14 protein-coding genes and 1 pseudogene are annotated in these 22932 nt (G+C 61.4%); 11 read left to right on the top strand and 4 right to left on the bottom strand.

Features of this window, described 5'->3' with window-relative positions; all coding sequences use genetic code 11:
• Positions 1–12 precede the first annotated feature (12 nt).
• The 5 genes from ABYF38_RS00755 to ABYF38_RS00735 all read left to right on the top strand — a co-directional run bounded on the left by ABYF38_RS00755 (position 13) and on the right by ABYF38_RS00735 (position 7391).
• On the top strand, positions 13–1356 hold the full coding sequence (locus ABYF38_RS00755) for an AAA family ATPase (RefSeq protein WP_371152224.1): 1344 nt from the start codon (positions 13–15) through the stop codon (positions 1354–1356).
• Positions 1353–1949: an RloB family protein gene (locus tag ABYF38_RS00750; protein ID WP_371152223.1), complete on the top strand. Its 597-nt coding sequence runs from the start codon at positions 1353–1355 to the stop codon at positions 1947–1949. Before ABYF38_RS00755 ends, ABYF38_RS00750 begins: the two co-directional genes overlap by 4 nt.
• A 346-nt stretch (positions 1950–2295) precedes the next feature.
• Entirely contained in the window at positions 2296–4713 is a 2418-nt protein-coding gene (locus ABYF38_RS00745) for an AAA family ATPase (RefSeq protein WP_371152222.1), read from the top strand.
• Positions 4710–5768 (top strand): 5-methylcytosine-specific restriction endonuclease system specificity protein McrC, encoded by a 1059-nt coding sequence (mcrC, locus tag ABYF38_RS00740; RefSeq protein WP_371152221.1) that lies wholly within the window; start codon positions 4710–4712, stop codon positions 5766–5768. The genes ABYF38_RS00745 and mcrC overlap by 4 nt, the downstream gene beginning before the upstream one ends.
• Before the next feature lie 213 nt (positions 5769–5981).
• The gene (locus ABYF38_RS00735; protein ID WP_371152220.1) at positions 5982–7391 is read left to right on the top strand and encodes an IS3 family transposase; all 1410 of its coding nucleotides are present in this window, start codon (positions 5982–5984) and stop codon (positions 7389–7391) included.
• Between the two features lie 1151 nt (positions 7392–8542).
• Here ABYF38_RS00735 and ABYF38_RS00730 read toward each other — a convergent pair.
• Positions 8543–9687 (bottom strand): IS3 family transposase gene (locus ABYF38_RS00730; RefSeq protein ID WP_371152174.1). Its coding sequence is split into 2 segments (ribosomal slippage): positions 8543–9402 and positions 9402–9687, totalling 1146 coding nucleotides; the frame shifts between segments, so codons are not numbered across the junction.
• Between the two features lie 199 nt (positions 9688–9886).
• Here ABYF38_RS00730 and ABYF38_RS00725 point away from each other — a divergent pair.
• Positions 9887–10294 (top strand): hypothetical protein, encoded by a 408-nt coding sequence (locus ABYF38_RS00725; RefSeq protein ID WP_371152219.1) that lies wholly within the window; start codon positions 9887–9889, stop codon positions 10292–10294.
• Positions 10295–10578: 284 nt separating this feature from the next.
• On the opposite strand, the gene ABYF38_RS00720 is transcribed toward ABYF38_RS00725, so the two are convergent.
• Complete coding sequence (locus ABYF38_RS00720; protein WP_371152218.1) at positions 10579–12111, bottom strand: hypothetical protein; 1533 nt, start codon at positions 12109–12111, stop codon at positions 10579–10581.
• Between the two features lie 1725 nt (positions 12112–13836).
• Positions 13837–14622 (bottom strand): formate/nitrite transporter family protein, encoded by a 786-nt coding sequence (locus tag ABYF38_RS00715; protein WP_371152969.1) that lies wholly within the window; start codon positions 14620–14622, stop codon positions 13837–13839.
• A gap of 208 nt (positions 14623–14830) precedes the next feature.
• On the opposite strand from ABYF38_RS00715, the gene metK reads away from it, so the two are divergent.
• The 4 genes and pseudogenes from metK to ABYF38_RS00695 all read left to right on the top strand — a co-directional run bounded on the left by metK (position 14831) and on the right by ABYF38_RS00695 (position 19660).
• Entirely contained in the window at positions 14831–16039 is a 1209-nt protein-coding gene (metK, locus tag ABYF38_RS00710; RefSeq protein WP_371152217.1) for a methionine adenosyltransferase, read from the top strand.
• A 77-nt stretch (positions 16040–16116) separates the two neighbouring features.
• The gene (locus ABYF38_RS00705; RefSeq protein WP_371152216.1) at positions 16117–17424 is read left to right on the top strand and encodes an AAA family ATPase; all 1308 of its coding nucleotides are present in this window, start codon (positions 16117–16119) and stop codon (positions 17422–17424) included.
• Between the two features lies 1 nt (position 17425).
• Complete coding sequence (locus tag ABYF38_RS00700; RefSeq protein ID WP_371152215.1) at positions 17426–18025, top strand: RloB family protein; 600 nt, start codon at positions 17426–17428, stop codon at positions 18023–18025.
• 332 nt (positions 18026–18357) lie between these two features.
• A pseudogene (locus ABYF38_RS00695) lies at positions 18358–19660 on the top strand (ISL3 family transposase).
• Between the two features lie 52 nt (positions 19661–19712).
• Here ABYF38_RS00695 and ABYF38_RS00690 read toward each other — a convergent pair.
• The gene (locus ABYF38_RS00690) at positions 19713–20558 is read right to left on the bottom strand and encodes an alpha/beta fold hydrolase (protein ID WP_371152214.1); all 846 of its coding nucleotides are present in this window, start codon (positions 20556–20558) and stop codon (positions 19713–19715) included.
• 249 nt (positions 20559–20807) lie between these two features.
• Here ABYF38_RS00690 and ABYF38_RS00685 point away from each other — a divergent pair, with 249 nt between their 5' ends.
• Positions 20808–22913 carry a primosomal protein N' gene (locus ABYF38_RS00685; protein ID WP_371152213.1) on the top strand — a complete coding sequence of 702 codons (2106 nt, stop codon included), beginning with the start codon at positions 20808–20810 and terminating at the stop codon, positions 22911–22913.
• Positions 22914–22932 lie beyond the last annotated feature (19 nt).

Here is a 22932-nt window from a genome sequence, read left to right as displayed (position 1 = left end):
TATTGTGGGCGCATGACGTTGCTGCGCTTCTCTGTCCGCAACCACAAGAGCATCCGTGACGAGGTCGAGATCGACTTAACTCGACCGTCACTAAAGACGCTCCTGCCCAAGGACGGCGATTGGGGGACCTCCATTTACCCGCTTGCCGGGATCTTCGGCGGCAATGCCACGGGCAAGTCGGCGATTCTGGACGCCTTCCGATACGCCTACACCGCGATCGTGCTTTCTGCTACCGAGTGGCAAGCCTCCAAGAACATGGTGCGTGCCCCCTTCAAACTCGATGCTGAATCCCAGGAATCCTCGAGCCTGTACGAGCTTGACGTGGTTATCGATGGACGACGCTACCTGTACGGTTTCGAGGTCGACCGAGACGGAATCAGGCGCGAGTGGATGCGCGAAGTCACCTCGCGTTGGCGTACTTTGCTCGAACGGGACCGGGAAGAGAGCGTTCTCAGCTTCCACCAGAGCCTAGGTGGGAAGATCAAGGTAACGGCCAGGGAACTGGTGCTTAGCCGTGCACTGTTGTTGGAGGATTCCCCACTCAAGAGCTTCGCCCGCAAGCTCCTGGCAGGGTTTGACGTTGTCCTAGTGAAGGACTCACACCGTGCCGCACGGTTAAGGCGCCTATCAGACCTCCTCGTGGACGGCGACGTCACTTTCAGCGACCTGGAAGCGCTGCTGCGAGTCGCAGACATCGGCGTGACGAAGGTCAGGGTTGAGGAGAGGAACGTCCCGGAACGGATACGCCTGGCAATCTCACGACTCCGGCGTGAACTTGACGGCGACGCTCAGCGGGATCACGAATCTGTGCGGGAACCAGCTGAGGAAGTCAAAGAGGAGGAGCTGACCGAAGACGTCGCGGAACAGGTTGCCAGGCGGCTCGTCTTCTCCCATCGTGGCAGTGGTGAGGATTGCCCAGAGTTCTCCGTCCAAGAGGAAAGCGACGGCACCATCGCCTGGCTCGCGATTGCGGTGCCCGCGCTGCAGGTTTTGCGGCGGGGTGGCCTGCTGCTGGTCGATGAGATCGACGCAAGCCTTCACCCGCACCTGCTCGACGTGCTGCTCGGTGCGTTCGCGGACCCATGCGTCAACACTCGGCACGCGCAGTTGGTTTTCACCAGTCACGAGTCGTACGTGCTTTCGCCACTTAGCGATGTTCGGCTGGAGCCGGAGCAGGTTTGGTTCACCGACAAGACGGTCGAGGGCGTGACGGAGCTGACGTGCCTGGCTGATTTCCCCAAGCATCCAGACGCCAACGTTGCAAAGCGTTACCTCACGGGCCGGTACGGCGGAACTCCGCGACTTTCGCCCAGCTTGTTCGCTGCACTTATCGATTCTCGGCAAGCGGAGGAATGATGGCGGGAATGCGGCGAGAACGCAAGGCGAGGCCAGCGCGGCAACTTGCGCGGCGGATCCTTGTTGTCACAGAGGGGCTGCGAACTGAGCCCCAGTACGTCGAGGGGCTCAACGATTACCTGCGCAGCAGAGGGACTACTACTACGGTCAAGTCCGTTCCAGTAGGAAAAGACCCGCTCAAGGTTGTGCAGAAATGCATTGAGTTCCGGGACAACGCCGCACGGAGAGGCAAGGAATTTGACGAGTGCGTTTGCCTGGTAGACGTCGATCAACACCGGACGCTGGCCTCTGCGATTCATTTCGCTCAACGGGAGAAGATCAGCCTGCTGATTTCGAATCTGAAGTTTGAAGTCTGGCTGCGCTGGCACGTCGAAGACAGGCGGTCGGCTCTGACCTCGACACAGCTAGACGACTGCGTAGAGCGCTTGGGGCTCGTGAAGAACAAGGTGCTTTCGTCAACCTTCCCGTTCGGCGCGGTGGAAGCCGCATGCAAGATCGCTCGTACTGTTGACAGCGAGATGCGACCGGGGCGGCAGGGGCCAGATCCGTCATCGGCGCTGCCGATCCTGGTAGACCTCATGCGCAGCGCATAGGAAACCAGCCAACTAGTAGGGGCGGCCAGAGGGGACGTAGGCGAGGACAGTGGCAGCAAGGCGCAGGCGGCGGCAGCGATCGTGGAAGCAGTAGCGGCGCGGCTGACTGCCGACTGAAGTCCCTGGCCGGGGTTCGTTCTTAACCTGCATGTGTCCGGTCCCAGACGGTGACTTTTAGCCCGCTGCGGTGCCTTGCCCACTAAGGCTCACGATCTGGCCTTTCCGCGTTTAGGAGTTTCGCGCGTACCCTCCCCGGCGCGCCGTGCCAAAATCGGTGCAGCTCTCAATACGGGCACAGCAACTGCTGGGTCCGGGAGAAGCTGTGGCATCCGTGAAGGAGCGAGCGATGTTTGACGTGTTTCGGTTACGCGAGATACTTGCCGATTACAAACGGGACTTCGATGCCCGCCACTGGGCGGAAGAGAAGCACAAGTGGGAAGCGGTGAGACACTTCCAGGAGAACTGGGACGTAGAGGCCACCAACTTCTCCCGTATGCTGGAGCGTTCTCTTGCCAAGACTTCCAAGTTGCTCGCCTCCACAAACAACTTCCCGGCTGGGATGATCGTCGACTTAGCTAAGGAGGCGCCAGAGGAGGTTCGGGATCTGTTTGTCTCTCTATTTGACGAGAGTAGGGATTACTACGAGCGGATTGAGGCCTTCAAGCACGGGGCTCAGCGCTTGCTTGAGACTCATGGACACGGTGCGAAGCAGCACTTTCAGAGCGAGAACGCTATAACCACCTACTTGTGGTTGCGTTACCCAGACCGTTACTACGTCTACAGGTTTGGTGAGGCTAAGACAGCTTCCCAGGTGCTCGGTACAAGCTACCGATTCAGGAAGGGGGAGTACAAGGACAATCTGCGCAACCACCTCGCGTTCTATGACGAGATCTGCGCCACCCTTCAAGAAGATCCCGAACTAGCAGGACTGTTGCAGTCGCAGCTCACCCCCGACTGCTATTCAGACCCATCTCTCCGCACGCTCACGGCTGACTTCTGTTACTACGTTGGACAGCACTTTGCTCACGAACCACAGACGACGGCGCAAGAGTGGACGCCGAGCAAGGATCAGTACCATCCCGGCCTATCGGTTGACGACTGGCTGGCGCTGCTGCACGACGAGAACGTGTTCACGAGGTCGAGCCTGGAGATAGTCGCTCGGATCAAGGACTGCGGCGGGGAGTCTTCCTGCAAGTACCTGGCGCAGAAATACGGGGGCAGTTACAACGTCTACCTTTCCGGCTCTGTAGGTCTGGCGAAGCGGGTGGCGAAGAAGACCGGCTGCCCCGTGCCGGGCCGGGAAGACGGCAGCGCGCAATGGTGGCGTGTGCTCTACATCGGCAGGGATGCTGAAAAGGACGAAGTGGGCAGCTTCATCTGGCGGCTGCGCCCGGAGCTGCTGGCAGCGCTCGACCGCTTCGACACCTCCGAGGTTGCTCTTTACGCGTCTAACGAACCCAACGGAGAAGAGGAGCCCTTGGACCGCGAACGGCACTATTGGTGGCTGAACGCTAACCCCCGGAAGTGGAGCTTTGCCGATATTGCTGTGGGCGAGGAGCAGAGCTACACGCTCTACAACGAGCGCGGAAACAAGCGCCGCATCCACCAGCACTTCCTGGACGCCCGAGCGGGTGACCTTGTTATCGGCTACGAATCGACGCCGGTGAAGCAGATTGTGGCGCTGGGGCGGATCGTGGCGGAGCAAGACGGGGAAAGACTGCGATTCGAAAAGACCGAGGGCCTTCCCACTCCCATTGACTACGAGGTCTTCGCTGCGTGCCAGGAACTGAGGGACATGGAGTACCTCAAAAACCCAATGGGCAGCCTGTTTAAATTGACGCCCGAGGAGTACGACTTCCTGCTGGACCTCATCCGTGAGGAGAATCCGGTCCCGGAAGAAAAGGGAGCGGCCGGGTACTCACGAGCTGACTTCCTGGCCGAGGTCTACATGACCGAGGACCGTTACGACCAACTCGTCTCTGTGTTGGGGCACAAGAAGAACATCATCCTTCAGGGCGCGCCGGGCGTCGGAAAGACGTTTGCCGCCAGGCGGCTTGCCTGGTCGCTGATGGGGGAGAAGGACGACACCCGCATCGAGTTCGTCCAGTTCCACCAGAACTACTCCTACGAGGACTTCATGCTGGGGTACAAGCCCCAGGGTGAGGGCTTCGAGCTGCAGTACGGCGTCTTCTACCGGTTCTGCCAGCGCGCAGCCAACCAGCCGGACAAGGACTTCTTCTTCATCATCGACGAGATCAACCGAGGTAACCTCTCAAAGATCTTCGGCGAGCTGCTCATGCTGATCGAGCGGGACTACCGGGGGCACAAGGCGACGCTGGCGTACAACGGCATGAACTTCAGCGTGCCGGCCAACCTCCACATCATCGGAATGATGAACACGGCCGATCGTTCTTTGGCGCTGATTGACTACGCACTGCGGCGACGCTTCAGCTTCTTCGAGATCGAGCCCGGCTTCGACTCCAAGGGATTTACCTTCCTGCGCAAGGCGCTCGCGAGCGAGGCGTTTGATCGTCTGGTTGGCGTGGTCAAGGAACTCAACGCGGACATCCGCAAGGACAGGTCGCTGGGGCGAGGATTCTGCATCGGCCACAGCTACTTCTGCGGTCGGCCAGAGGCTACCGAGAAGTGGCTGACGGAGGTGGTCGACTACGACCTCGCGCCGATGCTGCGGGAGTACTGGTTCGACGACGAAGACAAGGCGGAGAGCTGGATCCGTAAGCTCCACGAGGTGCTAAAGCCGTGATCAAGGACAAGAGCATATTCATCAAGAACGTGTTCTATATGCTCTCCTACGCCTTACAGGACCTACGCCCCGACCGCGAGGAGGACGTTGCGGGCGAGGAGTTCGAACACATCCACGATCTCTTCGCGGCGATCCTGGCCATGGGCATTACCCGCCAGCTAAAGCGGGGACTGCACCGCGAGTACCTGAGCCACACCGAGGACCTTGGCACCCTGCGGGGAAAGATCGACCTACCTGGCACGGTGCGCAATCGTCTGGCCCGCCGGCAGAGTCTTTCGTGCGAGTATGACGAGCTCAGCGTGGACCACCTGATGAACCGTGTCCTCAAGACCACCGCGATGGTCCTGCTGCGGCATGGCGCGGTAAGCGAGCAGCGGCGCGACGAGCTGCGCAGGCTCCTGCTGTTTCTCACCGAAGTGACGGAGGTGGATCCCGCCGCGATCCGGTGGGCGTCTATCCGCTTCACCCGCAACACGCAGAGCTATCGAATTCTGCTGTCCATCTGCCAGCTGGTGCTGGAGGGCATGTTGCAGACCACCGAGCGTGGCGAGCTGCGGCTCATGAGCTTCCTGAAACCAGAGAACATGGCACGGCTGTTTGAGAAGTTCATCTTGGAGTACTACGCAGCCGAATGCCGACTGGCCAGGGCAAGCTCGCCGCAGATCAAATGGGCGCTGGATGACGGGGTGGGCACGATGCTTCCCACCATGCAGAGCGACATCGTACTCAGCCGGGACAACTGTTTCTTGATCATCGACGCGAAGTACTACTCGCGCTCGACGCAGGAGCGGTGGGGTAAGCACACCATCCACTCCCAGAACCTCTATCAAATCTTCGCCTACGTGAAGAACAAGGAGGCGGAGCTGGCAGCCAAGGGAGTGCCCCACACCGTTTCGGGCATGTTGCTCTACGCCAAGACCGATCAGGATGTGCAGCCCGACGGTGATTACCAGATGAGCGGAAACCAGATCGCGGTGCGAGCACTGGACCTGGGCAAGCCCTTCGCTGAGATCAGGGACCAGCTGGATGGGATTGCTGCTAAGCACTTCGGCTAGGACGCTGCAACGAGCGCGGGGTGGTTGACCGGCGCCGCCCGCACGAACAGCCACAGGGACGTCGGCGGAACGCTGCGGTCACAGCAGACGCATCGCTGGGGGGTTCGGTTCTCCCGATGCCCCCTGCGCAAATGATTGGTGCCTTATTGCAGCGTTCGAGTCTTTGTTGGACCGAACCCTTGTTGTTGGACAGTCCTGGTCTTGGGAGGGATTGTGTCGATAGAGGAGCGTTTTCAGCGTCGGTTGATGGTGCTGGATTTGTATGAGCAGGGCTTGCGGGTTAGTCAGTGTGCTGCGCGTGCGGGCGTGTCGTATGAGACAGCACGCCGGATTTGTCGGGAAGCTGATCGTGATGGTTTTGACCTAGCCCGTCAAGAACGCGTGCCGCGTTTCTGGCCGGTAGAATTAAAGACCGAGATCGGGATGAGATGGCTTGCTGGTGAAAACGCGGGCAAACTCACTCGCGAGTACGGACTACCGGCCGGTTCTTACCCGATCATTTTCGGACGCTGGCTAGAGGACAGAAAAATGGTCGACCCTGAAACAAGCGCTAAAGCCGCATACGAGCGCATTAACCGCGCCCAGAAAGCAGGATACCGATTCGAGCATTGGGGTAAATGGCTGCAAGAAATGCGCCACCACATCGAAACAGCCAAGGCTCAAGCCCCCAACGAAGAAAAACGCCAGGCTTTGGACGCGCTACACGTGGAGCTGCTGGAAAAATCTTGTGCTTTGAGGGATGAGGTTGATACGTGGCAAGAGCTCTTGATCCTCTTGGTCACTACCCTCAAAGCCATACACCCGGTATCAAGACTGTGCGCGATCGTGGGGCTTGCTCGCTCGACCTACTACTGGGCCCGGAAACGCTCGAACCAGCCCGACCCGGACCTAGAGGTAGTCAAGGCAGCCTTTGACTACGCCCAAGGCCGCTATGGGTGTCGGCGCATCACCGCGTTGATCGCTCAGGGCTTTGGCAACTACCCACCCCAGGTGTTCAACCACAAGAAGGTCGCCAGACTGATGAGGATGGCCGGACTGAAGGGGGCCTGCCCGCGTCGTAAGCACTACCGTTCGTTTGCTGGCACTCAAGCCAAAATCCCTAATCGTCTCCAACGTCGGTTCCATGCCGACAAGCCCGGTAAATGCCTGGTTACTGATATCACCCAGATTTCCTGGGCGGGCTCCTGGTACTACTTCTCGCCCTTGCTAGACCTGTACAACAACGAGATCGTGGCCTGGCAGCTAGGCAAAAGCGCCACCACACAACTAGTTACCAACATGATCAAACAGTATGCCCAAAAAGCAGACTTGACCGGGACAGTGATCCACACCGACCAAGGCGGGCAATACTTCTCATACGACTACCGCGAGCTGATTGAATCCCTAGGCGCTTGCCAGTCAATGTCTCGTAAAGGCAACTGCTTGGACAATTCCCCCGCCGAAGCATTCTTCGCCCGCCTGAAAACCGAACTAAACCTCAACTCAAACCCCCACGACGACTATGAAAGCCTGGAGGAACTAATCAGCCAATACATCACATGGTGGAACGAAGAACGAATCGTAAGCAAACTACACACAAGTCCGGTAAACTACCGGCAACAACACTACAAACTCACTGTCTAACAAACAGGGGTCAGTCCATGTGGGAGCAGTTGTAGCTTTCTTGTACCTATTGGGGCGCTACGGGGACATATATCGGCGCAACTGGTGCAAGAAAGGCTCAAGAGTTTGCGCACGGCCGGTCCCGCACCAGCCCTCCGGGAGACCTCAGTGGGCCACCTTTTCTGCACGTGCGGCATACCACTGGCTCAGGCCCACGAACACGGCCCCGCCCACGATGGTGCCGAGCAGCACCACGCTGAGGTTGCGCCCGGCCTCCGCCCAGGTGACTGGTGATGGCAGTCTTGAAACCGCTAAACCTGTCCATTGCTACCATCTTGACTCCCGCACGCCACTGAGGAGCGCGTTGTTCAAGCCAGGTGTCGACGACGGTCGAAAAGGGGACCATTCTCGCCGGTCGAAAGGGAAACCACTGGTTGGCGTTGTCTAGTCTGCCTGTTTCTGGATGTGAGCGGAAGGCAGGGTGGTCATGTTGGTGTTGCGTAGCCGGTAGGACGCGCCCGTGAGGGTGATGATGTCCCGCGTCGGGCTTAGTGGCAGGGGCGTTATGTGGGTCTTGAAGGAGAGCCCGTCATGGGAAGACCACCAGTGATTGTGGTGGAGAAGAAGGCCAGGATTGTGTTGAGTGTCCTGGCCGGAGAGATGACTATTTGTCGAAGCAGCAAGGCGTGAGAGGGGCAGTTTGCAGTGGATTGGTCGGTGGAAGGCTGACTTTCTCCAGGCGGGCAAGGCCGGCCTTGCGGCGGGCAGGTCCAAGCCCTCGACACGCGAGCAACAGTCGGGCCCGAAGGCTTGGAGCTAACCCAGGCGCTTGGCGAGGCTGGCCTCGAGATTCGGGTGTGGAAGAAGTCTGCGCAGTCCAAGCTCGGCGCTCTTCGAGGACCTCGAGGTAATCCGCATCGAAGCAGGCACCCGCCGACCGAGGGGTTCGTCAAACTGATCGACGTGCCCTTTTCTTAACTGGGAGGCTGGCAGGCCAAGGCCCGCCAAGAGAAAAGACCCAGGGGGCCATGGACTTGGCCCGCACGGAGGGCTGCGCGGGAGTTGGTGACCAAACACGCGCTGCCCGATGCCAGCGACGGCGACGCCGCAAGATCTGGGCCCTGACCCCTCAATGACGGGCACAACGTTTGGGTCTGGTGCAAGTTTTGGTGTCAGTTTGTGTAGATTGTTTCGTATTCGATTGGTGTGAGTTTGCCTAGGCGGGCTTGGCGGCGTCGGCGGTGGTAGGTGGATTCGATCCAGTGGCGGATGGCGGTGGCTAGTTCCTGACGGGTTTCCCACTTGCGGGTATTGAGCACGTTCTTCTGTAAAAGCGCGAAGAAGGACTCCATGGCAGCGTTGTCCGCACACGTACCGGCCTGTCCCATGGACTGGACCAGCCCGTAGGCGCGGGCAGCTTGCCGGTAGGCCGTGGAAGTGAACTGCGCACCACGATCTGAATGGATTACACACCCGGCTGGTGGGTGGCGGTCTGCTACCGCCTGGGCCAAAGCGTTAACCGCGAGAGAAGCGCTCATGGACGTAGCACTGCTAAGAGCCACGATCCGGTTAGACCACACGTCCTTGATCGCACACACATACAACTTGCCCTGAGTGGTGGGATGTTCGGTGATGTCAGTAAGCCAGAGACGGTTAGGCCCATCGGCATGAAAGACCCGCCCAACCAGATCAACCCCAACGCTTCTAGCGCTCTTGGTGGTCTTGGTCTTGCCTTTGGGTGCAGTAATAGACCTAATGCCCAACTCGTGACAGATCGACCACACCGTGCGGCTAGCCACCTTGACTCCCTGGCGGGCCAGCTCATCGGTAATCAGCCGGTAGCCAAAAGCAGGATCAGCACTATGGATGGCCCTCACCCGTTCCTTTAAGTAGCTACGGCGTTGTTCTAGCCGGCTTTGCCTACACCCGCGCCACCGGTAGAAAGGCTGGCGGGCGATACCAAGCACCCGGCAGATCCGACTAACCGCTATGCCCAAACCAGCTAGTTCTTCTACCAGGGGGTAGATCATTTTGGGTTCACATCACGGGCCAGGTAAGCCGCCGCCCTTCTAAGGATGAAGCACTCTTCTTCCTTCAACCGCAACTGGCGCTCTAACTGCGCGATACGAGCCTTGTCCTCACCCGCACTAGCCTTGAGCACACCCTTAGAAACCTGCTCGCGTCTGATCCAAGCATCCAGAGTCGAACCCCCAATCCCAAAATCAGCTGCTACCTGCGCCAACGTCATCCCAGCAGGACGATTCAACGCAAAACGCACCACATCCTGACGGAATTCCGGCGCATACTTCCTGGGCATCACAGCCCCCTCCCGCGAGACCAACAGCCCCGCAACCAGTGACACCAACCATTACACCATTCCCTTTGGCAAGCAACCGCGTGGCGTATCCTGCGTGATGACGGGCTGATCCTGGGCCTGGCGGTAGCAAAAACAGCGCCGGGAGCTGGCAAAAAAGCCTAACTCTGCCTTCGTCAGGAACGCGACCGGCCCGAACCAGGTGGGGCTGCTGGACTTCAGCGAGTTTTCAGACCATGTCGGGGCGGGACTTGGCGCATTACCGGATGCCGCCAATGGTTTTCCAGGGAGCGAACACCCCTTTGTACGTCTCGCCGAGTGCGAACCAATACGACGCATTTTCAATGCGATCGAGCTCGCCCTGGCTGACCACAGCGCGGTGTCTGGCTACCGTCTTCTCGAGGCAGTAGACCCCGACACCGGCGAGCTGGGCCCAGCGGGGAGGATTGTGACCGATAACGGTGGTCCGTTCAGGTCGCTGAACTTCGAGTTGTTCATCATGCAACACCCCGAACTACGCCACGTCCATGCGCGAGTGAAGTCGCCCGGCCAGAACGGATCGCGCGAACGCGACCTTTGGCACGTTAAAGAAGTGATGGGTTCTTCCTAGACGAGCATCTGCGACGCACTGACCTTGATTGAACGAGCCGAGGACTACCGAGTCGAGTACAACACCCAACGCCCGCACGAAGCAATCGCTTTCAACCGCCCCCTGGATGTCCACCTCGGCCGAGCCAGCGCGACCATCCCCACCTTTGAACAAGAAGAAATCCTGCCAACTACTTCACGCGGGACAACACCACCCAAAGGGACTTGACCAGAGCAGCTAAACCTGTACCCCGAGCACGGCTGCTTCCTGGTGGACTGCCTGCGCCACGTTGCCTGCTAACGTGCCTAGCTCTTGGTGTTTGGCATCAGGCTATGCGGGCCGATGAAGCCGACATGCACCTTCCCGGTGACACCAGAGGTATCGTCGTAAAAGTAGACACGCGGGGAGAGAGTGCCAACCTGTGGCGCAATTTTCAAATGTGGCTCCATTAGCAGCTTGCCGGTTCCGTTCAGGGCCGTGTCGACGGGGAGCATTCGGGCTTCGCGCAGACGCGGCATCTGCAAAACGGTGTCACTCTCCTTCATAGCCAAACGCTTGGCGGCAGCCTGCCAACGGTTTGGGCCTCCTTGCTTGCACCATGCCCAAAAATCGCCTTTGAATCCCGTTCGCTTGTCACGCACGAACTCAGCCAGGTTCTTTAAGCCGTGCCAAACAGTGTTGGCCCAGCGCGGCCCGCACTCGTGGGTATCAAGCTTCTCCTCTTCACGCAGGGCCTCGAACGGGACGCTCAGCTCTTCGCTCAGATGCTCTTGGGCAAGCTGGACGGCATCGGTCAGTGAGAAGGCTGACATGGGCAACTCGTTGAGTTCGGGCTGAGAGGTTCCCCAGAAAAGGTCTGGCTGTCCCCCACCTATAAGTGCGTTCTTGATGCGTTCCAGATGAGCGCGCGCCTCAGCGAGCTCGAGCTCGGACATGTCGAGAGTGTCCTTCAACTGGGAAATCGTCTGGTCTTTCGCCGCGATCGTGCTTTCTAACTCCTGCTTGCTCTCTTCGAGATTGCGCAAGGTGGGTGGCTGCCAGTCGAGCCCAATGAGCGTGTCGAAAGGCTTGAGGCGAGTGGAGAGGGAAGTTACCCCGAAGACGAGGCGGTCACGTGACTTCCAGGGGTGGCTTTCGTTGAGATGGCGCCAGGTGTAGTAGCGGTGGCTGTATATGTTATCTTCTACGTTACCGGGACCGTAGGTGCGCACGCCGCCGTTCCAGGTTGCTAGGTCGCCAAGGACGTCCATGTACTTGAACGTCGCAGCCCTATCGAGGGTGTAGACGTTGGCAACGCCGGCGCTTCTAGCGGCGACGTCAGCGGCAAGGCGCTCCCAGTCGATTCGTGCCTCGTAGACGTCCTTGGGCTCGGTGAAGACGATGTATGGCACGCGGCGGTCAGCATCACGAAGCTCAGCGACCAGGTTTTCTACATTCTCCGAAGAAATCTTGGTAACGCCGTCAATGAGCTTGCTAATACCCAGGCGGCATTCATTAGAGAGAGCAAGCAGGTCACTAACCACTCGAGGGCGCCCGACTGCAATTTTGGCGGCCACGTTCGGGCCCTCGCTGTAATTCTCAACTAAGGCGTGCAGAACGTCGTCCACCACACGGAATCTGGCAAAAACGCGCCACTCTTGTCCGGTGGGGTCAATGTCAATAGTCTCGAACTCCAAAGCGTCTTCAAAACCGGAAAAAACGCTCTCTTCTCTGACTTCTCGCTCCATGTCCTCGCGAGGATTGTACGCCCACTTGTCGAAGGTGGTGCGGTAACGCTTCAAAAGCTCGTTGGGGTCGTAAACCTTGGTTTCCCACATGGCTCGGTAAAGAAGGCTCATTGTTCTCTCCTTAATAAACCTCTATGTTTACGTCTGGGGGCGACTGGAGACATGTTAACATCGGGGCGCATGCATTTGGGGCTCTTCCCATTTTAGGGTGTAGTTGGGGTTTGTGTCCCGCGCCGGGCTTAGTGGCAGGGGCGTTATGTGGGTCTTGAAGGAGAGCCTGTCATGGGAAGACCTCCAGTGATTGTGGTGGAGAAGAAGGCCAGGATTGTGTTGAGTGTCCTGGCCGGAGAGATGACTATTTGTCGAGGCAGCAAGGCGTGAGAGGGGCAGTTTGCAGTGGATTGGTCGGTGGAAGGCTGACTTTCTTGAGGCGGGCAAGGCGGGCTTTGCGGCGTGCAGGTCCAAGCCCTCGACACGCGAGCAACAGTTGGAGGCTGGAAGACTTGGCTCTAACCGCGGGCGCTTGGCGAGGCTGGCCTCGAGATTCGGGTGTGGAAGAAGTCTGCGCAGGGCAGGCTCGGCGCTCTTCGAGGACCTCGAGGTAATCCGCATCGAAGCAGGCACCCGCCGACCGAGGGGTTCGTCAAACTGATCGACGTGCCCTTTTCTTAACTGGGAGGCTGGCAGGCCAAGGCCCGCCAAGAGAAAAGACCCAGGGGGCCATGGACTTGGCCCGCACGGAGGGCTGCGCGGGAGTTGGTGACCAAACACGCGCTGCCCGATGCCAGCGACGGCGACGCCGCAAGATCTGGGCCTTGACCCCTCAATGACGGGCACAACGTTTGGCAAGCAACCGCGTGGCGTATCCTGCGTGATGACGGGCTGATCCTGGGCCTGGCGGTAGCAAAAACAGCGCCGGGAGCTGGCAAAAAAGCCTAACTCTGCCTTCGTCAGGAACGCGACCGGCCCGAACCAGGTGGGGCTGCTGGACTTGAGCGAGTTTGAGACCAGCCAGGGCGGGACTTGGCGCCTTGCCGGATGCCGCCAATGGTTTTCCAGGGAGCGAACACCCCTTTGTACGTCTCGCCGAGTGCGAACCAATACGACGCATTTTCAATGCGATCGAGCTCGCCCTGGCTGACTATGAAGCGCTGTTCGGCCACCCTCTTCTAGGGGCTGTAGACCCCGACACCGGCGAGCTGGGCCCAGCGGGGAGGATTGTGACCGATAACGGTGGTCCGTTCAGGTCGCTGGACTTCGAGTTGTTCATCATGCAACACCCCGAACTACGCCACGTCCATGCGCGGGTGAAGTCGCCCGGCCAGAACGGATCGCGCGAACGTGGGTTTGGCACGTTGGAGTACGAAAGGCTCTTCCTAGACGAGCATCTGCGACGCGCAGGTCTGTGGTTGAACGAGCCGAGGACTGCCGAGTCGAGTACAACACCCAACGCCCGCACGAAGCAATCGCTTTCAACCGCCCCCTGGATGTCCACCTCGGCCGAGCCAGCGCGACCATCCCCACCTTTGAACAAGAAGAAATCCTGCCAACTACTTCTCGCGGGACGACTAAGTACTCGGGAGGTGCATTAACTGCTCAATCGTTTGCGCACACCCGAGCGGACTACGGCCCATTCGGTGGCATCGGTGCCGCCCACCGCATCGGTGCCGCCCACCGCACATGCCGCCCACCGCACGTGCCCCGGCCCGGCCCTCAGCCCACCGCCATCCACCCCAGCGCGGGCACCCACACGCCCCCCGCCTGCTGCGAACGGCAAAAGAGCGAAGGCCGCGCGGTTGAACGACCGCGCGGCCCGCACCAGCCTTCTGGGAGACCTCAGTGGGCCACCTTTTCTGCACGTGCGGCATACCACTGGCTCAGGCCCACGAACACGGCCCCGCCCACGATGTTGCCGAGCAGCACCACGCTGAGGTTGCGCCCGGCCTCCGCCCAGGTGGCGTGGTCCACGCCGTGGAACAGGCCCAGGGAGAAGGTGGTCATGTTGGCCACGACGTGCTCCATGCCGGAAGCCACGAAGGCGGCCATGCCCCAGGCCATGAGGATCATCTTGGCCACGTCGCTCTTGGTGCGGGTCACGGCCCACATCGCCACGCAAACCAGGACGTTACACAGGATGGCGCGGAAGAACAGCGCCGTGGTGGTCTTGTGGGTCTTGGCGGCCACCAGCGCGGCGAGCGCCTGCCCGGGCACGGCCTGCGAGTCCATGATTCCCGAACCCAGCACGATGGCTGAGAGCACCATCGCGCCGGCCAGGTTGCCCAGCACCATGAGAGCGAACGCGCGGGCGGTCGGCCCCAGCGCCACCTTCTTCTCCAGCAGGCCGACGGGCAGGATCATCATGGCCGACGTCGCCAGCTCACCGCCCGCAAAGACGCACATGATCAGGCCGATGCCGAAAATGCCGCCCTCAACCAGGGAAGCGAAGGGAGAACCTGCCATCCGCAGGGGGCCACCGGCGGTGAGCATGAAGATGTCTGCCAGGCCGATGAACGTGCCGGCCATCATCGCAGCCACGAAATAGGGCAGGACCGCCGCCGATGCCTTGGCCTTGTGGTTGGCTGCCGCCACCTGGGCGGAAACATTCTCAATCTGCGTCAACACAGTCAGCAATTGTCCAGCCTGGACGGAAGCTGAAAGCGGGACCTTTGGAAGGGGAACACCGCACCGCCACGACCGTCCCGGGCGCCGGGCGGCGGGCGGAACGTCGTCCCCGCAAGGTCAACGTGCCAAACCACCAATCACTTGGACCGGCCGCTTAGTGACAAGTGCCAATGTGTACCTTGGCCTGGCAGGCGCCTAGACTTGCCGGGTGACTAATACGCCGCTACAGCTTTTTACCTCTGAATCCGTTACTGAAGGACACCCGGACAAGGTCTGTGACCGCATCTCTGACGCGATCTTGGACGCGATCCTGGCCGTTGACCCGCAGGCCCGGGTGGCCGTGGAGACGCTGGTGACGAACGGTTTGGTGCACGTGGTTGGCGAGATCACCACCGATGCCTACGTGGATATCCAGGCGATTGTGCGCCAGACGGTCAACGAGATCGGCTACACGTCCTCCAAGATCGGTTTTGACGGCAACTCGTGTGGCGTGGCGGTGTCGATCTCGTCGCAGTCGCCGGAGATCGCGCAGGGCGTGAACTCGTCGCTGGAGAGCCGGGGCGGGCAGGACGTGGACGTCTATGACCGTCAGGGCGCCGGCGACCAGGGCCTCATGTTCGGTTACGCCACGAATGAGACGCCCAGTTTCATGCCGCTGCCGATTCACCTGGCCCACCGCCTGGCCGAGCGCCTGACCCAGGTCCGTAAGGAGAACCTGGTGGCGGGCCTGCGCCCGGACGGCAAGACGCAGGTGACGATCGGTTACCAGGACGGCCAGGCGCGCACGGTGGAGGCGATTGTGGTCTCCACGCAGCACGACCCGAGCGCCACGCAGGAGTACCTGCGCGAGCAGATCGAGCGCTACGTGATCGCCCCGACGCTGGCCACCGAGCCGGGCCTGGAGGGCCTGGTGGTGGAGCCGAAGATCTACGTCAACCCGTCCGGTTCGTTCGTGGTGGGCGGCCCGATGGGGGATGCCGGCCTGACCGGCCGCAAGATCATCGTGGACACCTACGGCGGCATGGCCCGTCACGGCGGCGGCGCGTTCTCGGGGAAGGACCCGTCGAAGGTGGACCGCTCGGCGGCGTACGCGACGCGCTGGGTGGCGAAGAACATCGTGGCCGCCGGCCTGGCCGACCGCTGCGAGGTGCAGGTCGCCTACGCGATCGGCAAGGCCCGCCCGGTGGGTATCAACATCGAGACCTTCGGCACCGCCCACGTGGACGAGGCCGTGCTGCGCGCCGCCGTGGACCAGGTGTTCGACCTGCGCCCGGCCGCCATCATCGAGCGCCTAGGACTGCGCGCCCCGATCTACAGCGCCACCTCCGCCTACGGCCACTTTGGCCGCGACCTGGAGCAGTTCTCCTGGGAGCGCATCGACCGCGTGGAGGAGCTGCGCGCCGCGGCCGGCCTCTGACCGGTCTGACTGAGGGGTGTTGCCCAGATTTCGGAAAATTCTTCCGCAGGGCTGGCTGTGCGGGGTAGCATGGTGGCGTGCTTCTCGAATTCTCAGTCCGCAACTTCCGCTGCTTTCGCGATGAAGTCACGCTGGACATGACCAGCCCGGCGCTGTCCACGCTCAAGCCAAAGGACGGCTTGAGCTGGAATGACGTGACTTCTAGGATCGCCGCAGTCTACGGCCCGAATGCATCCGGCAAGTCCACGCTTCTGCGCGCTCTTTGGTCGCTTGCGCGGGCAGTCTTTGGTGAGCGAGATGTGCTCTTTGAGCCGCACCTATTTGACGGTGCGCATGTTGAAGAGCCAACTGAGTACCGCATCGAGTTTGTACATGACGGCGTTCGGTATGAATATGAAGTCCACGCGCACGTGTGGGGGATTAGCTACGAGTCACTCCGGCGCGTAGTTGTAGGTTGGAACAGGGTATTTCTGCGTCAGCAGGCTGGGCCAGATGCGCCGATTTCTGTTGTACGTGGAGACGCTCTCAAGGGGGCTACTGCGCAGGTTAAGAAGATTACTACTTCCCGCGAACTGTTCTTAGCTACCGCACTTCGGTACGAGCATTTTGAGTTGGCGCCCATCGCTCAGGCATTCTCGATGATTCGCTTCATTCATCATGATGATGACGAAAAAGATGCAAGGCTTCAGTGGGTAATTCAACTCCTTGCTTCCGGCGGAAAGTATTGGAAACGCCTTTTCTCCGAAGTTGTGAAAATGGCGGACCTAGGTGTTAATAGAATCGAGATTGAGGAGCGAGAGGTATCCAAAGAGGGTATTGAGCGAATGCGCCGACTTTTTTCATCCGTGGAGGGGCGGGAGCTGGACATACCTGAATCGCTTCTGATGCAAATGCGGCGCGCGCTTGTGTTTTTCCACCAAGGCGCAGATGGGAAAGAGCGTCGTTTGTATGTTGGCGATCAATCCGCCGGAACACTCACCTGGTTGGCTACTGCTGGCCCTGCGGTTACGACATTGGGAATGGGGGGTGTAGTAGTCATAGATGAGTTGGACGCAAGCCTGCATCCAGCTCTGACTGGTGCTCTAGTTGAGCTGTTCAAGGATGAGACTCTCAACGTGAGGGGGGCGCAGCTCATCTTCTCTACTCATGACATCTCTCTGCTTGATAACTCGCCAATCCAGCTTCTTGAGTCTAAAGAGGTCTGGTTGACCAGTAAGTCTCCCACCGGGGCAAGTGAGCTATATTCAATTGCCGACTTTGGCTCAAATAGAGTGGGTACAAATAAGTTCCGGCGTTATGTTGCGGGCGCATATGGTGCTGTCCCGTCAGTTAGTGTCTCAGGTGTCCACCGGCTGTTGAGTGATCTGAACAGAGGGGTGAGATAAGTTGGCGCGGCGCCGTCAGCGTCCGGTAAGGCGCGTAGAGGCTAAGCCCGTTTTGGTTTTGACTAATGGGCAAAGAACTGAGCGTGATTACTTTGAGCGGCTCAAGAAATTTGTGGCCACTGGGGGCGTGTCGTTGACGGTGAAATTCAAGAATCTTGATCCAGATGGGCTTCTTGGTGTAATTCAGAGGGGTGACTATTCGACTTATTCGTCAGTGTGGATAGTGGTCGATCATGATGGTGTGGATCGCAAAGAGTTCTTATCTGCTTGTGTCTATCAGAGGCGAAGAATGCCTCCAGTGGTGGGGGTCGTATCGCGACCGTGCTTTGAAGTATGGCTCGTTGCTCACTATGAACGTGTCAAAAGGTATGTTTGTCAACGGGACGTGCAAGTGCACTATTCGAGCGTTGCGGGCGTGTCTGAAAAGTCTCGAAAAGCGATTCCGGATGATTTTCCCTTTGATAAAGTTGGTGAAGCTGTTGATCGGTGTCGGCTAGTTGGAGAAGAACAGCCAGGTGAAAATGAGCAAGGGCCGTCTCCATCCACCGGGATGCCGCATCTGGTCCGAGAGCTAGGACTCGTGAAGCAGCCAATTCCTTAATGTGGAGGAGTTGCGCGCCGCGGCCGGCCTCTGACCGGTCTGACTGAGGGCGGGCGCCTGGCACTCGGGTGCGGGGCGCCCGCCCTCTTTTGTCCCGCCTGGCGGTTCGCGTTGGGGCGGCGGCGTGGATTTGTGGGCGGCGGGTGGCCGACGTCGTTCACGCGGCATGCGGCGGAAATTGGCCGACGTTGCCAGTCGACCGGTTTGGGGGCTCTTCCCAATTGAGGGTGTATTGGTGGTGTGATCCAGGGGAGGGTGTGTTGGTGTGTGGGTAGGGGTTGAGGTCTTCCGATGATGGGAGTCATCACACCGCCCACACGAAAGACCTCAACGTGTCCAACGCTACCTTCGTCGCGCCTGATCTGACTACTTTTGCTGGCTTGGACGAGCTTGGTCTTGTCGTTACTGGCCAGCGTGTCGAGCCTGAGCGGGCGATACTGGAATGCCGCCTGGTCGAGCCTGATGACTGGTGTGGGCGGTGTGGATGTCAAGGCCTGGCACGTGACACGGTCAAGCGCCGGCTGGCTCACGAGCCCTTTGGGTGGCGTCCCACCACACTGGAAGTGCGAGTGCGTCGTTACCGCTGCCAGGAATGCGCACACGTATGGCGTTAGAACATGGACCTGGCAGCTGAGCCCAGGGCACGCCTATCGAGGCGTGCGGTGCGTTGGGCGTTGGAAGCCTTGGTGTGTCAACACCTGAGCGTATCCCGCATCGCTCAGGGCCTGTCCGTGGCTTGGGACACCGCCAACGATGCTGTGCTGGCCGAAGGACAGCGCCTCTTGATCAACGACCCCGTCCGGCTTGAAGGAGTCAGAGTTATCGGCGTGGATGAGCATGTTTGGCGCCATACTCGCGCAGGTGACAAGTACGTAACCGTGGTCATCGACCTTTACCCCCGTCAAGGATGGCACTGGCCCTGCCCGGCTACTCGCCATGGTCCAGGGCCGCTCCAAGCAGGCTTTCAAGGGCTGGCTGGCCCAGCAGCCCCGAGCATGGAGAGATGGCGTGGAAGTGGTCGCGATGGACGGTTTTAGCGGGTTTAAAACCGCCACCACCGAGGAAATGCCCCAGGCCAGGGCCGTGCTCGATCCCTTCCACGTAGTACGCCTGGCAGGCCAGGCCCTCGATGAGTGTCGTCGGCGTGTTCAGCAAGAACTACATGGACGGCGGGGACGGGCTGATGATCCCCTGTACAAGGCCCGCCGTACTCTGCACACCGGTAGCGACCTGCTCACCCCTGCCCAGCGCAAGCGTTTAGACGCGCTCTTCGCCAACGATGACCATGCCCAAGTCGAGGTCACCTGGGGTGTGTACCAGAAGATGGTGGCCGCTTACCGTCAGCCCGAGCGGGCCAAGGGCAAAAGACTCATGCAAGAACTGATCACCGCGATCTCTAGCGGCGTACCTGCCGCCCTGAGCGAGGTCATCACCCTGGGGCGAACGCTGAAGAAACGCGCCGGTGACATCCTGGCCTACTTCGACCATCCCAGGACCAGCAACGGCCCCACCGAAGCACTCAACGGACGCCTGGAACACCTACGCGGCTCAGCACTCGGCTTTCGCAACCTGACCAACTACATCACCCGCAGCCTGCTCGAAGCAGGCGGATTCAAACCCCAACTACACCCTTAAATGGGAAGAGCCGGTTTGGGGAGGCGGCCGACGCCCCGCCCGGCCTGGCGGTTTAACCAGCGATCTCGCGGATGGCGCCCGCCACCAGCTCCGGGCTAGAGATCGGCATGTTGTGGGTGGCGCCGGCCGCAGTGCGCAGCTCCGCATTGGGGTGTTTGAGCGCGGCCTCTAGGTGGGCGACGTTGATGGCGTCGCGGGTGTGGGCGGACTCGCCCTGCATAGTGGCGCCGGCGGTGATGAGGAGCGTGCGCACGTTCGGCTGCTCGGCCTGGTGGCGGGCCAGTTGCTCCAGGCCGTTGCGCAGGCTTCGCAGCTCGGCGGCAAATTCCCGGGCGGCGGCGAAAGTGGTAGAGGCACGCAGCGCCACAAACTGGTCCGCCGGGTTCAGGGCTTTGAGCAGCGGGCCGACAAGTAGGGGAAGTAGCCCCAGGTATCCCAGCACGCGGATGGCGACGCGCTGGAGCTTCAGGGCGGCGGGGCGGAAGAATTCGATGAGGTGCTCGTCAGTGGTATCCAGCAGCACCATCCCGCGCACGCGCTCCAGATTAGGGGCGTTGGCCTGGCACCAGTTGCGCACGATCGCCCCGCCCCAGCTGTGGCCCACCAGGGTGAGTGAGTCGTAGTCTTGCGCGGCAATGACGGCGGAGAGGTCGGCGCTTTGGCGGTCCAGGCTGCGCTCGGCGCTATCGGGTGTGGAGGAGCCGATGCCGGCGCGGTCGTAGGCAAGCACGCGGTACGTGGGGGAGAGCAGGCGCATCACGGGAGCCCAGTAGCGGGCGCTCATGCCCAGGCCGGCTTCTAGGACGATCAGCTGCCTGCCCTGGCCCAACGCAAGCGTGCCCAAATCACGGCCATCTGGTGTCTGGACGAATCCGGCTTCGGGTTCGAAAATCAGCACTGTTCTCAGCATCTCGGCTCGGGGAACAATATGCTGCAAAGTCTATGGGCCCGGTCAGGGTGGAAGCACTCCGGGTACCCAGATTGGGGCGCGGGCAACGACAAAGAGGGGCAGAAGCAGGGGAGGCGCAGGGCACACGGTCAAAGAGGGCCGAGCGATTAGATGTGGGTGCCCTTCGGTAGGCTGCTGGCAAGCAATCCCGCACCGAACGGACCGCAAGGTGACCTAGGCAGGAGAGGAGGTGGAGTCTTGACGTCAGATTCCCTCTTCGAGCTGCCGGAAGAACCGCCTGGGCCCGTGGCTTCGCGTCTGGCCCAGCCGGTGGCGCGTGTGCTGCTGCAGGTGCCGCTGCCGCACCTCAACCAGAGCCTGGATTACCTGGTGCCGGAGAAATGGGATACGCAGGCCCAGCCGGGGGTGCGCGTGGTGGTCACGCTGGCCGGGCGCAAAGTGGACGGTTACGTGATCGAGCGCGCCACGGAGTCCAAACACCACCGGTTGGCCGAGCTGGTCAAGGTGGTCTCCCCAGTGCCAGTTTTGACCCCGGAGGTGCTGGCGTTGGCGCAGGCGGTGGCGCTGCGAAACTCTGGTGCAGTGGACGACGTTCTGCGCCACGCCATCCCGCCCCGCCACGCCCGCGCGGAAAAGGCGGCACTAAAGGAGCACGCCGAGGAGCCTGCGGGTGGCGCGGAAGCTGCGGCGGGTGAGCTAGCCAGGGCGGGCGAAGCCGGGGCTGTGGTCGGCGAAGTAGCGACTGTGGAAGGCACGGCGGTCGACGAAGCGCAGGCGGAAGATGCGGTTGCGGTGCTTGAGGGTGGGCTGAGCGAGTACCCGGGCGGGGCGGCGTTCCTGCGCCACCTGGCCGCCGGGGAAGCTCCCCGGGCGGTGCACTGCACCCTGCCGCGCCCGGACTTAGAGGCCGGGTGGGTGCGGCCGCTGCTGGAGGCGGCCGCAGCAGCGCGCCGGGCGGGACGGGGCGTGATCCTTTGCCTGCCCACCACGCGGCTGCTGCAGGAGGCGGCGAGCGCGTGGGCGCAGCTGTATCGGGGCCTGGAGGAACCGGAGCTGTGGCAGGAAGGACCCTCCGAGCAGCGCTACGGCATGTTCATGCGAATCCTGCTGGGCAAGTCCCGGCTGGTGTTCGGGCTGCGCGGCGCGGTGTTCGCGCCGGTGCAAAACCTGGGCCTGCTGGCGCAGTGGGACGACGGCGATGACCACTACCAGGACCCTTCCGCCCCCTACTGGAACACGCGCACGGTGCTGGCGCAGCGGGCGGGCCTGGCGGGTTGCGCGGTGCTGCTGAGCGGGTATTCGCGCAGCGTGGAGGCACAGTCCCTGGTGGAGCAGGGCTGGGCGGTGAACCTGGAGGCGGACCGGCAGGAGCGGCGCGCCCGCACGGCCCGGGTGCGGGCGCTCGATGAGGTGGATCAGGCGCGTGACGGCAAGGCGGGCCACTCCCGCGTCCCGCCGCCTGCCCACGCGGTGGTGGCGCACGGCCTGCAAACGGGCCCGGTTCTGGTGGTGGCCAATCGGGCCGGGTACGTGGAGGCGTTGCTTTGCGACTCGTGTGAGGCGCCGGCGCGGTGTGGTAGGTGCGAGGGACCGCTGCGCCTGCCCGCAGGCGTGCCAGAGCCGCGCTGTGCCTGGTGCGATCAGCCGCAGCGCTTTACGTGCGCCAAGTGCGGGCACGTGCGGCTGCGCGCGGGGCGGATCGGCGTGAACCGGCTGGGGGAGGAGCTGGGGCGTGCTTTTCCGAACGTGCCGGTGCTGATCTCTGGTTCGCGCAGTGACGGTGGCGTGGTGGAGGCGGTGGATGCCCGGCCCCGGTTGGTGGTGGCCACGCCGGGGGCGGAGCCGCGCGCGGAGGGCGGATACCGGGCCGTGGTGTTGCTGGACCCGACCATGATCGCGGCGCGTCCGGAGCTGTGGGCGCCGGGGGAGGCGCTGCGGCGTTGGCTGGCGGCGGCGAGCCTGGCGGCTCCGGACGGGCAGGTGTTGCTCACGGCCGGGGCGCCGCAGAACTTGAACCAGGCGTTGGTGCGGTGGGACCCGGTGGGGTTCGCGTCCGCTCAGCTGGCTGAGCGGGTGGAGTTGGCCTACCCGCCGGCGGTGCGGATGGCGTTGCTGAGCGCGGAGGCGCGCGAGCTGCGTGGCGCGTTGGCCCAGCTCAAGCTGCCCGAGGGGGCCGAGCTGCTGGGGCCTTTCGATCACGAGGACGGCTGGGCGCGCGCGATAGTCCGCGCGCCGTTGGCGCGCGGGGGCGCGCTATCGCGCGCCCTGCTGGACCTGGCGGGCCTGCGCTCGGCCAAGCGCCAACCGCTCCAAATCCGCCTAGACCCGGCCGAGCTCTGGTAGCGACACTCAACACCGGGGC

The sequence above is a fragment of the Buchananella sp. 14KM1171 genome (genome assembly GCF_041380365.1).
Taxonomy (GTDB): Bacteria; Actinomycetota; Actinomycetes; order Actinomycetales; family Actinomycetaceae; genus Buchananella; species Buchananella felis.
The sequence above is the reverse complement of the archived record's forward strand: the minus strand, read 5'-3'. Positions and strand labels throughout refer to the sequence as shown.